This is a genomic window from Paraflavitalea devenefica, from assembly GCF_011759375.1.
GTDB lineage: Bacteria > Bacteroidota > Bacteroidia > Chitinophagales > Chitinophagaceae > Paraflavitalea > Paraflavitalea devenefica.
In genome coordinates, this window is sequence record NZ_JAARML010000001.1 from 1,225,396 (window position 1) to 1,240,992 (window position 15,597).

13 protein-coding genes are annotated in these 15,597 nt (G+C 47.1%); 9 read left to right on the forward strand and 4 right to left on the reverse strand.

The window, feature by feature from the left end:
* Positions 1–7: 7 nt before the first annotated feature.
* On the forward strand, positions 8–1,555 hold the full coding sequence (locus HB364_RS04935) for a glycoside hydrolase family 10 protein (protein ID WP_167286764.1): 1,548 nt from the start codon (positions 8–10) through the stop codon (positions 1,553–1,555).
* Between the two features lie 49 nt (positions 1,556–1,604).
* A complete protein-coding gene (locus HB364_RS04940) occupies positions 1,605–2,822 on the forward strand; it encodes a DegT/DnrJ/EryC1/StrS family aminotransferase (protein ID WP_167286765.1) in 1,218 nt (405 codons plus the stop codon).
* 117 nt (positions 2,823–2,939) lie between these two features.
* On the opposite strand, the gene HB364_RS04945 is transcribed toward HB364_RS04940, so the two are convergent.
* Positions 2,940–3,344: a hypothetical protein gene (locus HB364_RS04945; RefSeq protein ID WP_167286766.1), complete on the reverse strand. Its 405-nt coding sequence runs from the start codon at positions 3,342–3,344 to the stop codon at positions 2,940–2,942.
* A gap of 95 nt (positions 3,345–3,439) precedes the next feature.
* Here HB364_RS04945 and rpoN point away from each other — a divergent pair, with 95 nt between their 5' ends.
* Positions 3,440–4,927, forward strand: a complete 1,488-nt coding sequence (gene rpoN / locus HB364_RS04950) for an RNA polymerase factor sigma-54 (RefSeq protein ID WP_167286767.1) — start codon at positions 3,440–3,442, stop codon at positions 4,925–4,927.
* Positions 4,927–5,601, forward strand: a complete 675-nt coding sequence (locus HB364_RS04955) for a hypothetical protein (RefSeq protein ID WP_167286768.1) — start codon at positions 4,927–4,929, stop codon at positions 5,599–5,601. Before rpoN ends, HB364_RS04955 begins: the two co-directional genes overlap by 1 nt.
* Positions 5,602–5,702: 101 nt before the next feature.
* Here the strand turns inward: HB364_RS04955 and HB364_RS04960 are convergent, their stop codons facing one another.
* The 3 genes from HB364_RS04960 to HB364_RS04970 all read right to left on the reverse strand — a co-directional run bounded on the left by HB364_RS04960 (position 5,703) and on the right by HB364_RS04970 (position 9,239).
* Entirely contained in the window at positions 5,703–6,479 is a 777-nt protein-coding gene (locus HB364_RS04960; protein ID WP_167286769.1) for a murein L,D-transpeptidase catalytic domain family protein, read from the reverse strand.
* Positions 6,480–6,684: 205 nt separating this feature from the next.
* A complete protein-coding gene (locus HB364_RS04965) occupies positions 6,685–7,722 on the reverse strand; it encodes an AI-2E family transporter (RefSeq protein WP_167286770.1) in 1,038 nt (345 codons plus the stop codon).
* A 119-nt stretch (positions 7,723–7,841) separates the two neighbouring features.
* Entirely contained in the window at positions 7,842–9,239 is a 1,398-nt protein-coding gene (locus HB364_RS04970; RefSeq protein WP_208419853.1) for an MATE family efflux transporter, read from the reverse strand.
* 362 nt (positions 9,240–9,601) lie between these two features.
* Here HB364_RS04970 and HB364_RS04975 point away from each other — a divergent pair, with 362 nt between their 5' ends.
* The 5 genes from HB364_RS04975 to HB364_RS04995 all read left to right on the forward strand — a co-directional run bounded on the left by HB364_RS04975 (position 9,602) and on the right by HB364_RS04995 (position 15,596).
* Positions 9,602–10,849: an efflux RND transporter periplasmic adaptor subunit gene (locus HB364_RS04975; RefSeq protein ID WP_167286771.1), complete on the forward strand. Its 1,248-nt coding sequence runs from the start codon at positions 9,602–9,604 to the stop codon at positions 10,847–10,849.
* Between the two features lie 9 nt (positions 10,850–10,858).
* The gene (locus HB364_RS04980; RefSeq protein WP_167286772.1) at positions 10,859–12,322 is read left to right on the forward strand and encodes a TolC family protein; all 1,464 of its coding nucleotides are present in this window, start codon (positions 10,859–10,861) and stop codon (positions 12,320–12,322) included.
* An 81-nt stretch (positions 12,323–12,403) separates the two neighbouring features.
* Entirely contained in the window at positions 12,404–13,069 is a 666-nt protein-coding gene (locus HB364_RS04985; RefSeq protein WP_167286773.1) for an ABC transporter ATP-binding protein, read from the forward strand.
* Positions 13,070–13,145: 76 nt separating this feature from the next.
* Positions 13,146–14,381 (forward strand): ABC transporter permease, encoded by a 1,236-nt coding sequence (locus HB364_RS04990; RefSeq protein ID WP_167286774.1) that lies wholly within the window; start codon positions 13,146–13,148, stop codon positions 14,379–14,381.
* 33 nt (positions 14,382–14,414) lie between these two features.
* A complete protein-coding gene (locus HB364_RS04995) occupies positions 14,415–15,596 on the forward strand; it encodes an ABC transporter permease (RefSeq protein ID WP_167286775.1) in 1,182 nt (393 codons plus the stop codon).
* Position 15,597 lies beyond the last annotated feature (1 nt).

Here is a 15,597-nt window from a genome sequence, read left to right on the forward strand (position 1 = left end):
CCGAATTATGAAACAACATTTTTTGACTTTTGCTGCCTGCCTTTGGGCATCCGTTACCGCATTTTCCCAACCGGAATATGAGTTCCGTGCCGCCTGGATAGCAACCGTAGATAATATTGACTGGCCCAGTAAAGGGAATTATAATACCGCTCAGCAAAAAGCAGAGTTTATTGCCCAACTGGATATGCACAAGCGCAATGGCCTGAATGCGATGATCGTGCAGATAAGGCCCGCTACTGATGCTTTTTACCCTTCGCCATATGAACCGTGGAGCGAATGGCTCACGGGTAAGCAAGGCAAGGCCCCCTCTCCTTATTACGATCCCTTACAGTTCATGATCGAGGAAACACATAAGCGGGGTATGGAGTTTCATGCCTGGTGCAATCCCTACAGGGCTGAGTTCAGCATTGGCAAGTCTTCTATAGCTGCCAACCATGTTACAAAGCTGCATCCGGATTGGTTCCTGGCCTATGGGGGGAAACGTTATTTTGATCCCGGTAATAAGGAAGCCCAGGAGTTTGTGGTGAAGGTGATCCGGGATGTAGTACACCGCTATGCTGTAGACGCGATCCATTTTGACGATTATTTTTATCCTTACCGTATTGCGGGCAAGGAATTCCCGGATAATAAGACGTATGCAAAGTATGGCAACGGACTGAGCAAGGATGACTGGCGCAGGAGTAATGTGGATTCCATTATTGTGAAACTGGGGCGTGTGATCCGGGAGGAGAATAAGTATTGCAAGTTTGGCATTTCCCCTTTTGGCGTATGGCGGAACCAAAGCGATGACCCGGAAGGGAGCGCTACGACAGCCGGACAAACGAATTATGATGACCTGTATGCAGATATTTTGTTGTGGCTGCGGGAAGGATGGATTGATTATGTAGCGCCTCAGTTGTATTGGGAGTTTGGCCATAAAGCGGCTCCTTACGAGGTATTGCTGGACTGGTGGAGCAAGCACAGTTATGGCCGGCATTGCTATATCGGGCTGGCGCCTTACCGGGCCAACAGCAATGCCGCCTGGCGTGACAAGACGATGTTACCCCGGCAAATTGAGGCATTGCGCGATTACCCCGGGATACAGGGGGCTATTTATTTCAGCAGTAAATCGTTTGTGAATAATCCCAATGGATGGAGCGATAGCCTGCGGATGAATTATTACAGGAAGCCTGCGTTGATACCGGGTATGATCTGGCTTGATTCCCTGCGGCCATCAAGCCCTACGGTAAAGTCTTTCACGGTTGTTGACAGCTCTACTTTCGAGATCACCGTTGTGAGGTCGGGCATAGAAAAAAAGCATATCAAGTCTTTTAAGGCCTACCTGAGCGCGGATAGCACGGATGCTTTTGTTAATTTTTACAGTGCACGGCCGGTGGATGTACAACCCGGCAGCGACTCCTGCATTTTCCGAATCCAGTTGCCGGCCGATAAACGGTATGCCAGTATTTACCTGACGACGCTGGATGAAGCCGGGAATGAAAGTCTGCCGTATGCCGACTGGCCCCTGCCTTTGCGTTTTGAGAAGCTGGAGAATGAGGCGTGGATTGTGCAGTAAAATGATTTTTTACCTTTGTGACAATTCTGCAATTACAAAAATTAATTATATGCCTGGTTATGAATTATTTGGTGCTTCGGAGCGCAAACATGTTAACGATGTGATGGAAACGGGTATCCTGATGCGGTATGGCTTTGATGGTCCGCGCAAAGGTATCTGGAAGGCGAAGGAGCTGGAACAGGCCCTTTGCACGGTATTTGGCGCGCAGTATGCACAGCTTGTATCCAGCGGAACGGCAGCCCTTACCACAGCCCTGAGCGCATTGGGTATTGGCTATGGCGACGAAGTGATTATGCCTTCGTTCACTTTTGTGGCAAGCTTTGAAGCTGTGTTGAGTGTAGGCGCTGTGCCGGTACTGGTGGATGTAGATGATACGCTGACACTGGACCCTGATGCCGTGCGTAAAGCCATTACTTCCAAAACAAAGTGTATTATGCCTGTGCATATGTGTGGCAGTATGGCCGATCTGGACGCCCTGCAGGCTATTTGCAAAGAGCATAAGCTGCTTTTACTGGAAGATGCCTGTCAGAGCATCGGCGCTATGTATAAAGGAAAGTACCTGGGAACGATCGGAGATGCGGGCACTTTTTCTTTCGACTTTGTAAAAACGATGACCTGTGCTGAAGGCGGCGTGGTGCTGACGAATAATGAAGATGTATATATTAAGAGCGACGGGTATAGCGATCATGGCCATGATCACAAAGGCGTAGACCGCGGGGCCGACCTGCATCCTTTTATTGGCTATAATTACCGTATTTCAGAATTGCATGCTGCCGTAGGCCTGGCCCAGGTACAGCGTCTGCAGGAATTCCTGGCTATCCAGCACAGGAACCACGGCGCCCTGAAAGCCATTTTATCACAGGTCCCGGAGATCAGTTTCCGCCGTATTCCCGATCCGGCAGGGGATAGCTGCACGTTTATCAGTTGGTTCCTGCCTTCGCAGGAGATCACAGAAGCGGTGGTAGCAGAGCTGAAGGCCCAGGGTATCCTGGCCGGCAATTTTTACTGGTACAATAATAACTGGCATTATATCCGCAAATGGGACCATCTTAAAAAATCCCTGACCCTGAATGCCCTGCATCCCGAGCACAAAGCAGCCGTGATGCAGCAGGCCAATAAGGATTTCGCAGCCAGCGATGCTATTATGAGCCGTTGCATTTCCACTGCTATCAGCCTGGTTTGGACAGCCGAACAGATCAAAGAGAAGGGAGAGAAGATGGTGGCTGCGGTGAAGAAGGTATTGGCAGCGCAGCAGGCGACGGTGTAGGGCAAGGCGAGTGGCCAATAGTTAAACTTAAAGAAAAATGGTGAGCCACCTTTTAGAAGGTGACCCACCATTTTTCTTTATGCCGTCCCGCACTTTAGTCAGGACGGCTCACCATTTTTATTTGCCTTCGAGGTAATTGCAATCTTTTAATGAGCCCAGCCGGAAGCGCAGGGGTAGTCCGGATGCTTTTTCCAGCCGGAGTTCCTGCCTGCAGAAGAAGCCAAAATGCTGTGTATAGAAATTCTGGCCAATGACAGTTGTCTGAGCAGGCCATCGTGTTGGTACCAAGGACCCTGGTAACCCATTTGCTGTGAACGGGCGATTGGTGAGCGCAGACTGTGGTGATTTGTTAAAAAATGATTGGTGCGCCAGGCGCCATGGTTTATGCGAACTGGCTGAAACCGGCCCCACCACTGCGATTGGGGCCGCTGGTGGTTGATTTTGCTGTGCCTGTAACATTAACATTTTTAAAGAAAATGCCAAGGCAACAATAATTTTATAAAATCGTTGGAGCACGTTCATTACATTTGTCCGTAAATTTACGGCCTGATTTTTGTGGTTGCCGCCGATTTTCCATTTTTTTTGGCAGGAAAGGCGGATAAAACCCCCTGACGAACATGGCACTGAGTCAAAGCTTACAACAAAAATTATTACAAAAACTTTCGCCCCAGCAGATTCAATTAATGAAGCTGCTGCAGGTGCCTACTGCCAACCTCGAAGAGCGGATCAAGGAGGAATTGGAGGAAAACCCGGCATTGGAGGTTTCTGATGAAGATCATGAAGACCAGTTTGAATCAGAGGTAAAGGATGAATTTGAGAGTGCAGAAGACGACTTTGAACCGGATGGAAGTGAAGATGAATATGGTAATATTGATATCAGCGAATATGTGAGTGATGATGACGGAGAGATAGCAGAGTATAAGATGAAGGACGACAATTATCCGGAAGTGGATGATAATAAGGTGATCCCGTACCGGGTAGAGACGTCTTTTCATGAGCACCTGCTGGAGCAGCTGGGCATGCTGAAGCTGGATGACCGCCAGCGGCGGATCGCTGAGCAGATCGTGGGTAGTATTGATGATGACGGATACCTCCGGCGTGAGGCCTCGGCCATTGTGGATGACCTGGCTTTCCGGCAGAATATTGACAGCAATGAGCAGGAAGTAGAAGGTGTGATACGGCTGATACAACATTTTGACCCGCCCGGCGTAGGCGCCCGCAACCTGCAGGAATGCCTGCTGCTGCAATTACAGCGGCAAAAGGTACATGGGAGGAGGGTTGACACCGCGATTGATGTGCTGACGAATTATTTTGACGAGTTTACCAAGAAGCATTACGATAAGATCCAGCGCGGACTGAACCTGAGTGATGAAGGATTGAAGGACGTGATCAGCCATATTATCCGTCTTACCCCCAAGCCCGGCGGCAATCATGGGGATATTAACAAGGCGGAAAGTTATGTGGTGCCGGATTTCTTCATTTTCAATAATGGCGGAAAGCTGGAACTGACCCTGAACTCAAAGAATGCGCCTGATCTCCGCATCAGTGAAGGATACCGGGAGATGCTGAAGGAATATGATAAGGGCAGCAAGAAGGATAAGCGGCAGAAGGAAGCGGTACTGTTCATTAAGCAAAAGATAGATGCGGCCAAATGGTTTATTGATGCGATCAAGCAACGGCAACACACACTTACCAGTGTGATGGAAACGATCATGGATTATCAGCGGGATTTTTTCCTCACCGGTGATGAAACAACATTAAGGCCCATGATCCTGAAGGATATAGCAGAACGCACCGGGCTGGATATCTCTACGGTGAGCCGTGTGGCGAATAGCAAGTTTGTACAAACAGAGTTCGGGACTTACCGGCTGAAGTTTTTCTTCAGTGAATCTTTGAGCACCGATAGCGGAGAAGAGGTGAGCACCCGTGAGGTGAAGAAGATCTTAAGCGACCTGATTGAAGGGGAAAGCAAGAAGAAACCGCTGAGCGATGAAAAATTAACCGATATGCTCCAGGAAAAAGGCTATAATATTGCACGCAGAACTGTAGCCAAGTACCGGGAGCAATTGAATATCCCGGTAGCGAGACTGCGCAAAGAATTATGATGGAAAATATTGTTGCTCATCCCCCTCCTTTAAACGGTGGCGAAGATTACCGGCAGCCAGCGACACTCCGCTTCCTGGCCCATTTTTTTTCTTATGTGTTCCATCCCCTGTTTATCCCGGCGTATGTAACCGCTTTTCTTTTATATATCCATCCATTGGCTTTTGCGGGTTATTCTGACCAGCGGAAGTTCTTTTCCCTGATCGCTGTATTTTTCACGAGTAGCTTTTTACCAGCTTTTTCTGTTTTCCTGATGTGGAGGCTGGGATTTATTGAGTCTATCTTCCTGCGCACCCAAAAGGAACGGATCATTCCCTATGCTGCTGCTATTATTTTCTATTTCTGGGTATGGTATGTTTTCCGTAACCAGCATGAGACGCCTGTTTTCTTTGTACATTTTTTATTGGGCAGCTTCCTGGCCGTATGCGGCGCCTGGATGTGGAATATCCGGCTGAAGGTGAGCATGCATGCTACTGCAGTAGGCGGCATGGTGATGTTTTTCCTGTTGCAGGTATTGAACCGCCAGGAAGTAACGGGCCAATATTTAGCGGTGGCCCTGCTGGTAGCCGGTATTGTTTGCACTTCACGCCTGATGGTGAGTAATCATAGCCGGCAGGAGATTTATATCGGCTTGTTTACAGGAATGGCCTGCCAGTTGGTTGCCTGGTGGTTGTAATAGAGGCTGGCGACCGAATACAAAAAGAAAAGCCCAACCATAGGGTACGAACCTATATTGAGCTTTCCCGCCTTCAAACCATCTGAAGTTTATGTCCAAGCCTAGCCGTTCAATATGTTGGACTTTGCCAGATAGTATTTTGTAGGATGGTAGATGAAGAGACATGAACCATCTTTAATTGTTTCGATTACCTGATCTAATTGATTGACCGGTACAGCCGGGCATCCGAGGCTGCGGCCAGGGAACTTATTTTCCTTTAGCCAGCGCTTTCCCACGTAGGTAGAACTGTGGATGACGATCCTCCGCTCAAATGCTTTGTCATTGATCCCTGTTTCCAATCCATCAATGTTTAATGAAAGGCCATTGGCGCCCTGATAGGTATTGCGGGTGATGTAAAAGCCCAGGCTGCTTTTATAAGAATCCGGTTTATTGGAAAATTTCCAGGCATATTCTTTACCAGAGCGCTTTCCATGTGCTACATAGGTATTGATGAGCAGCTTTGTATGCGCCAGGTCTATTACATACAATCTTTTTTTGCGCGATGACTGGCTGAAATCGCAAATGGATAATACACTATCATTGACAAGACTTTCCGCGCGCATGAGCTTTTTGTATCCTTTGAGGGCATATTCCAGCGCTTCCCTTTTAAGCCCCAGGCGTTGCAGGTGTAAACTGTCATAGAGAAAGGTCACCTCTTCACACAATCGTTCCTGTGCGGATTTGACAACTGTATTGGCGGGGGAATGGTAGAGTATTAAGGACACCGGCTTTTTAAACCCTATATGGTTTTCCCTGTTGTTACCGGACATGAATACCGGCCATGCTACAAAAAGGCATACCAGGGTAACAGCCAATATGGATCGAAAGAAGGGGTACATGGATTTAAGGGTACATCAACTATTTTATGATGCGTGGTTATTTACCGGTTTATAAACGGCAGGCAGGGAGGAAATAGTATAGGATCTCCGGGCTCCGCAGCAGGGATTTTTATTGTGTAGTAATTTGAGGGAACCCCTTAATATATTTTCAATGACTATATGAGCACGGGCCTGGTTGAGGTTGAATGCAATAACTATCAGGGAGTTATTTTACCGGGATGTCATTAGAGCCTGTTCTTTGACTGAATTCATTGACATAAATCTTGATCATGAGCAAGAAAAGAGAGATCAGAATGGGGCCGAAGATAAGGCCAATAAAGCCAAACATGCTGACACCAATGATGACCCCAAAGACGGTGATCATGGGGTGTACATCGCCCAGTTTTTTTTGCAGCCAAAAGCGGAACACATTGTCTACCACGCCTACCACACCAAAGCCATATATGAGCATAATGATCCCTTTACCGGAATTACCTTCGGCAAAGAAGACAAGGCTGAGGGGGATATAGGCCAGTGCAGCACCTACCACCGGCAGCATGGCGGCAATACAGGTGATGACAAACCAGAAGACGGGTTCTTCCACACCCAAAAAGATGTAGCCTACCAGCGCTACCAATCCCTGTAGCAAGGCAATAAGCGGTATGCCAATAGCATTGGAGTTAACCAGGAGGTTGAGTTCCCTACGCAGCAGCAGGATGTTTTCATCTTTGAGTGGCACCCATTCATAGAAATGGGATTCCATTTTACGCCCATCCACCAGCATGAAGTACAGAATGAAATACATCATGACTACGGTGGTAAGGGTATTGAAGGTAGCGCCTAATATTTTAGGCAGTGTTTCTGCTCCTATGGTGGAAAGGCGGCGGATGTTTTCATCGGTTATGATGTTAATACCGTACCGTTGTTCATATTTATTGATGAAGTCCTGGATAGAAGTGAGCAGTTCGGAGGAGTGTTCGATGGCAAAGGCGATCCTGGAGGTCATCATGTTGGCAAATACAAGTATTGGCAGCATGATGATCAGGAAAGAGAGCAGCATGAGAATAGCAGCAGCGAGGTTCTTGTTCCACTTGTGCTTGCCCTGTAAGATAAACATGTATTTGCGCATGAGCACATAGAGGGTATAGGCGCCGAGGAATGCAGGAATAAAGATCTTTAAGTGAATGAAGAGTACAATGCCAATGAGAATGATGGTAATGAGTAATAATATCTGGCGTATGGCGTTGTTCGAAATGGAATTCATAGCTGGTTACTGGTTTCTGGTTACTGGTAAACCGGCCCTTATGGGCAGCCTGCCGCATCATTTAATATGATGCGACAAGCTACACATAAAGTCCCAGAAACCGGTAACCGGTAGCAGGTTTAAATCTTTACTTTTTTCCAGGCTCCCCGCCGGAAGATGATGACACCAGCAATACTAATGCCTGCTTCGGCGGTAAGTATGGCGATGAATACGCCGGTAGGCCCCCATTGCAGTGTAATGGACAGCAGGTAAGCAACCGGGATCTGGAAGAGCCAAAAGCCAAAGAAATTAATGAAGGTGGGCGTTTTGGTATCGCCCGCTCCGTTAAAAGCGCTGGTGACTACCATCCCTACCCCGTAAAAGATATAGCCGAGACTGACTATATGAATCGCCTCTGTAGCAACTTTTACCACGCCGGCATCCTTGTTCATGAAGGAGGTGATGTATTCGGACCCTACCAGGAAGATAAGAATGACGACAGCCATGAAGATGGCGTTGTATTTGGCCGTTTTCCATACGGATTGTTCGGCCCGTTCCGGCTGCTGTGCACCCAGGTTTTGCCCCACCAGTGTAGCGGCCGCATTGCTCATGCCCCAGGCCGGTAGCAGGAAGAACATGAGGATGCGGATAGCTACTCCATAACCAGCTACCGCCTCTTCGCCAAAACGGGTTATGAGCCTGGCCAGGAACATCCAACTGGCAGAGGCAATAAAAAACTGGATAAAAACTACCCATGAGAGATCGAAGAGCGTTTTAAAAATACCCAAATCGAGTGTGAAATGTGAACGTTTGATACGCAGCAGCCCTTTCCCCCTGAATAAGTGGTATAACTGGAATAGGACACCAACGCCCCTTCCAATGGTAGTAGCAATGGCCGCACCGGTCAATCCATAGTAATGGATGAGGATAGGACAGAGGATGATGTTGCACCCGTTGGCTATCCACAATGACCACATGGCAATGGCCGCATTGCCGGCACCGCGGAAGATACCGTTGATGAGGAATAAGAGCATGATGACAACAGAACCGCCAAACATGATGCGCGTATAAGGCGTACCAAGCGCTATTACTTCCTGAGACCCACCCATGATCTGCAGGATATACGGCGCAAAAAAGGCCCCCGACAAGCTAATAACGACGGTGATGAGTAAGGCCAGGTTAATAGCCTGTGCGCCCGATTTGGCAGCCAGGTCAATGTTCTTTTCTCCTACCCGCCTGGCCACTATAGCCGTGGCTCCCATACTGAGCGCAATGGCTACCGAGTATAGGATGGTAAGTACAGATTCTGTTAATACTACTGTGTTTACAGCCTGCCGGCCATGCTCTGTTCTGCCTACAAAGTACATATCGACCAGCGCAAAGACACTTTCCATGACCATTTCAAGGATCATGGGAATGGCAAGCAGGAGCACTCCTTTACGAATGCTGCCCTGTGTAAAATCCTGGTGTTCTCCTTTCAGCGCCTGTATGATAAATGAAAACACAGACGTTTTGTTGGTTGTTTGGTTCAATGGCATACGAACTCCTTTCTTGAGTTTGAATTAATAAAATAGATAATAGCTGTGAAGACCGCTACATAAAGCGGACAGAGGGGGTAATAAATATGTTCCCGGTTTACTTAAGCGATATATCCGGCGAACGTGGAGACTTTCATATTACAATGGTATTGAGATTTTCAAAACTAAAGAAATTAACTATCTGAACCAAGATTGTCTGCGCCTTGATTTTGGGGATCTACTGGATTTGATAAAATAATTTATCGGTCAAAATGTTCGATACCGGACATTTTCTGTTTTCTGTTTTATGATAAAGCATTGATTATAACCGATCTGCGATTGGCATCCGGCTTGGAAGATATAAGCCAAACTGAAACAATCGCATGGACAGCGCATTATCCCCCGACATTATCCGAAAACGCAGAAGAAAGGTTATTCTTTCGGTGGCCCTTATCGTGGTACTTCTTGTAGCAAGCCTGTGGCTGCTACAGCATTCTTTATCCTCATCGGTTAAACGATCGGCTATCACAACGGCGGTAGTGGAAAAAGGCGATGTCGAGAATACCCTTACGGCCACCGGGGAAATATTGCCTGAATTTGAAGAGGTGATTACCAGTCCCATTAATGCCGTGATCAAAAATGTGCTGCTGGATGCGGGTACTGCCGTTAATGCCGGACAATCTGTACTGGAACTGGACAAGGAGTTTACAAAGCTGGAACTGGAAAAGCTGAAGTTCCAATTGGAATTGAAACAGAATAATATCACCAAGTTGAAGTTGCAATTGGATAAGAGTTTTTATGACATGAAAGCGAACGACTCGATCAAACAGCTAAAGATCAATAGTCTCCAGGCAGCCGTACAGGATGCCAGGCGATTGTTTAAAGCAGGTGGCGGTACCCGCGAGGAAGTAGAACAGGCAGAGCTGGACCTGAAGGTGGCCCAACTGGAAAAGCGGCAACTGGAAAATGAGATCCGGAATAAACAGATGACAATGCACGCCGACATGCGCGAATCGGAGATAGCCGCCCAGATACAATATAAGGACCTGGATGAGCTGGAACGGAAGCTGGTACAGGCCAATATTGTGGCTACCCGTAACGGCGTGATCACCTGGGTGAATAAAAATATAGGTTCCAAGATCAGTGAAGGAGAGTCGCTGGTAAAAGTAGCCAACCTGGGAAGTTTTAAGATCGTGGGCCATATTTCTGATGCGTTTGCCAACCAGGTGCGCATTGGCATGCCTGTGATTGCCCGGATTAACGACTCCCTGCTAAGAGGGGTAGTGATCAATGTTCATCCTGCTATACAAAATAACGTTTTGTCTTTCGATGTGCAACTGGACGACCGCAGCAATAAGCTGTTACGCCCCAATTTGAAACTGGAAATTTTCCTGGTGACGGCTACCAGCAAACAAGTAATGCGGATTGCCAACGGGCCTGCTTATAAGGGGGCAGCGACACAGGATTTTTTTGTGGTGCAAAACGGCAAGGCTATCCGCAGAATGGTCCACGTGGGATTATCCAATTTTGATTATGTGGAACTGAAAGATAATGTTACACCAGGTGAGGTGATTATTACAACGGATATGAGCCAGTACAAACACCTGAAGGAAATTACGATTAAAGATTAAGCGGTATTTATGAAACGGATCAGCTATACAAGCCTTTTATTGATATTGACAGGTTACCGGCTTACGGCCCAGACAGTCAAAGACACCCTATGGCTACAGTTGCCCCAGGTAGTGGAAATGGCCCGGAATCAGTCTATTGCTGCCAAGCAGGCTGTAACTTTAAAAGAAAACCGGTACTGGCAATGGCGTACTTATCAATCCAATTACAAGCCACAACTGGTGTTGGACGGCAGGTTGCCGGGCTACAGCAAAACTTACCAGGAAATCCTGCAACCCAATGGGACCATTGACTTTCAACCGGTGAAGAATAATAACTCCTCCCTGAACTTGTCGCTGGAACAAAGTATTGCCCAAACCGGCGGTACCATTTTCGGCACCACGCAGTTGCAGCGGTTCGATGATTTTGACCGGAAGAATACTTTGTACAATGGTGTTCCGTATGCGTTGGGATACAGTCAGCCCCTGTTTATGTTCAACAGCCTGAAATGGGATAAACGCATTGAACCCCTGAAATACCAGGAGAGCCGGCAGGAGTATATTGAATCCATGGAACAGATCGCTATTAATGCAAGCGGCTATTTTTTCGACCTGCTGCTGGCACAGGTAAACCTGCAGATCGCAGAAACCAATTTTAATAATACAACGAATATCCTCCGTATTGCCAATGAGAAGTTTGAGCTGGGTAAAATATCGCGCAATGAGATCTTACAGCTTCAGCTTGAGCTGCTGAAGTCGCAAAAGTCGGTAGCCAGCGCCAGGCGGGATATGGAGATCGCCGTTTTGAACCTGCGTGCTTATATGGGATTGTCGGGTGATGATAAGATAGCGCTGAAATTGCCGGAGAATGCCATTAACGTAGCAGTATCCGCCGACAAGGTATTGACAGAGGCCTTTGCCAACCGTTCTGACGCCATCGCATTCCAGCGAAAGATCATTGAGGCGAAACGGGATGTAGCAAAAGCAAAAGGTGATAATAGTTTAAATGCTACCCTTACTGCCCGGCTGGGATTTTCCAAGAGCGCGCTTAATTTACCGGGTGTTTACAAATCGCCCAAAGACCAACAGCAGCTTCAACTGGCATTTGATATTCCTATATTGGACTGGGGCCGTTCCCGCTCGCGGTTAAAGACAGCCCAGGCCAATCAGAAGTTTATAGCCTACGAGGTGGAACAGGAACAACAGGTATTCCGGCAGGAGATATTTACCCAGGTGACTTTATTTTCTATGATGCAGGACCAACTGAGCCTGACTGCGCAGGCAGACAGTATTGCTTCGGAAAAGTACCAGATTGCGCGGGAACGGTATGTGCTGGGACATTTAAGTATTACCGACCTGAGCATTGCTTTCCAGGAGAAGGACCAGGCAAAGCGCGATTATATTTATGCCTTGCGTGATCTGTGGGGCGCGTATTATCAGCTTCGCTATCTTTCCCTGTATGATTTTGAGAAAAATGAAAAGATCAGTTATAAATAAAGCCGTGAGCTTTGAGCTGCAAGCTTTGAAGCAATAGAAATATAATTTTAAAACTATTATTAAACCAGACAATACAACCGTATGATACAGTTACAGAATATCGAAAAAGTTTACCGCACCAGTACGGTGGAAACACTGGCCCTGAACAATGTGAACCTGACCGTTCAAAAAGGCGAGTTCCTTTCTATTATGGGTCCTTCCGGCTGTGGCAAAAGTACGCTGCTGAATATTATGGGATTGCTGGACGCCCCTTCCAAAGGAGATGTAAAGATTGCTAATGAAGCTACCTCCCATTTGTCGGATAAGCAGATGGCGCATTTCAGGAATAAGAAGCTGGGATTTATTTTTCAGAGCTATCACCTGATCAATGACCTGAAGGTGCTGGACAATGTGGAACTGCCCCTGCTATACCGCACCAGCTCTGCCAAAGAACGTACCCAACTGGCCAAGGCTGCTTTGGAGAAGGTGGGCCTGAGCAATCGCATTAAACATTTTCCCACCCAACTTTCGGGCGGTCAGAAACAGCGGGTAGCCATTGCCCGGGCCATTGTGGGCGAACCGGAAATCATCCTGGCCGATGAGCCTACCGGCAACCTGGATAGTGCTATGGGGAACGAGATCATGGAGATCCTTTTACACCTGAACAAGACGGAGAATACGACGATCGTGATGGTAACGCACGATGAGAATATGGCACGCAAGACACACCGGCTGGTGAGGTTGTTTGATGGATCGCAGGTAAGCTGAGGAAAACAGCTTTGGGCTTCGAGCTTTGAGCTGCGGCCCAACCATATTAGTATTAACCAAGAACAATTTATTTCTTATGCTAAAGAATTATTTTAAGATAGCGATCGCGGTACTGAAGCGGCGTAAGTTTTTTACGTTTATCAGCTTGTTTGGTATCAGCTTTACGCTGACGATCCTGATCGTGCTGACGGCTTTCCTGGACCACCTGATCAATCCCCAGTATCCCGACACGAAGCGGGGCCGGTCGTTGTACCTCAACACCACAACACGTATTCATACAAAGCACCAGTCTTACAGCAATGGCCCCATGAGCTTTTACTTTCTGAATAAGTATGTGCATAGTATGAAAACGCCTGAAAAGGTGGCCATAGCCTCCATCTTCCTTCCCACAAATACTTATGTCAATAATAAGAAGATGGTGATTGATATGAAGTATACCAACGCCGAGTTTTGGGACGTACAGGAGTTTGAGTTCCTCGAAGGAAGACCTTATACAGCGCAGGAGATTGCCAATAGGGACCACGTGGCGGTGATAACGGAAGAAACGAAACGGGAATATTTTGGAGAAGAAACCGCTGCCGGTAAATATATTGAAGCGGATAATGTGAAATACCGGGTTACCGGTGTAGTAAAAAGCGTTCCTATTACTTTATTATTCTCCTATGGCAACATGTATGTGCCTTATACCTTGTCTAAAACGGAGATAGGCAATACAGGAATTGGTGGCAGCTACACGGCTATTATATTGGCCAGATCAAAAGCAGATATGTCTAAAATACAGGAAGAATACCAGCAGGTAATTGCCCGGGTACCCTTACCAGATAATGAGTATGACAAGTTACTTAGTTATGTAGATCCTTACCTGACCAGTTTTACACGTACCCTGTTTGGAAAGGACGAGAGTTCCGGCGTTGGAACCTTTATTCTTATCATCAGCATTTTTGCCTTGTTCTTTATGCTGCTGCCCACCCTGAACCTGATCAATATTAATATCAGCCGTATTATGGAACGATCGTCAGAGATAGGGGTACGCAAGGCATTCGGCGCCTCTTCCAGGACACTGGTATACCAGTTTATTATTGAGAATATTATCCTTACACTGATAGGCGGCATACTGGGTGTTGTATTTTCCGCGATCATTATTGCCATTATCAACAACAGCCAGATGCTGCCCCACCTTTACCTAACTATCAATTTCACGGTACTGGCCTGGGCATTGCTAGCCTGCCTGGTGTTTGGGTTGTTCTCAGGCGTATATCCGGCCTGGCGTATGTCGAGATTGCAGGTAGTGACGGCCTTAAAAGCGCAATAGAAGCTTATTTATCATCTTATTTAATTGCTTATTATGCTGAAGCATTTGTTTAAACTGATCTGGAATAAAAAGAAACAGCATTTTGTACTGATGCTGGAGATCCTGGTTTCCTTCCTGGTGATCTTTGCTGTTTTTACGTTGGTAGTTTATTATTACCAGAATTACCGGAAACCCATGAATTTCGATTATGAAAGGGTATGGGCTGTTCAATTCCGTATAGAAGAAAGGCCTACGACATATGATTCCATGTATTTATTCTTTGGAACACTGCAGAACCAATTGAAGTCTATGCCGGAGGTAGAGGCAGTCAGCTTTACCAGCAATAATATTCCCTTTGCTATGAGCAGTACGCAGAACAATGTTAATTATGAAGGCCTGCATATTCAACAGGTGAATGATTATACGGCGGAGGATGATTATGATAATGTGTTGGGCCTTAGCCTGCAATCGGGCCGGTGGTTTTCCAAGGAGGATGCCGGCGCCAAATACAGGCCGGTGGTGATCAATCATTTTCTGAAAGAGCGGTTGTTTGGCAGCGGAGAGGCTGTTGGCAAGCTGCTGGATAAGGGATCTGAACGCCCTTTGAAAATAGTAGGCGTGATCAATGACATAAAAGAGCATGGTGACTACCAATCCGTGGAATCTGCTATTTACAGGCGGGCGGATACCAGCTCCTATCACTGGATGGAGGAGCTATTGATACGGGTGAAGCCCGGGGCCAATGTCGCTTTTGAAGGCAGGCTGTATAAGGCATTGGCCAGCCATTTAAAAAGTGCGATGATAGAGATCGAGCACCTGACCGATAAACGGAGGGCCAGGAATAATATGACACTGGTGCCTATGATCATTATGATGATCGTGGCCGGATTTCTGGTGATCAATGTGGCGCTTGGCCTGTTTGGGGTTTTATGGTATAATATTAACCGGCGCAAAAGTGAGATCGGTTTGCGCAGGGCTGTTGGGGCTACCGGGCAATCTATTTCCCGGCAATTGGTGAGTGAGGCACTGGTATTGTCTACTATTGCCTTGCTGGTGGGCTGCTTTTTTGCTGTACAGTTCCCACTGCTCAATGTATTTGATATGCCGGCCAGTGTGTACCTGATTGCAATAGGATTATCTGTTTTGTTTATCTATGCACTGGTAGTGGTATGTGCGTTGTATCCGGGCAAACAAGCGGCGGCTATTTATCCGGCGGTGGCTTTGCATGAGGATTAGC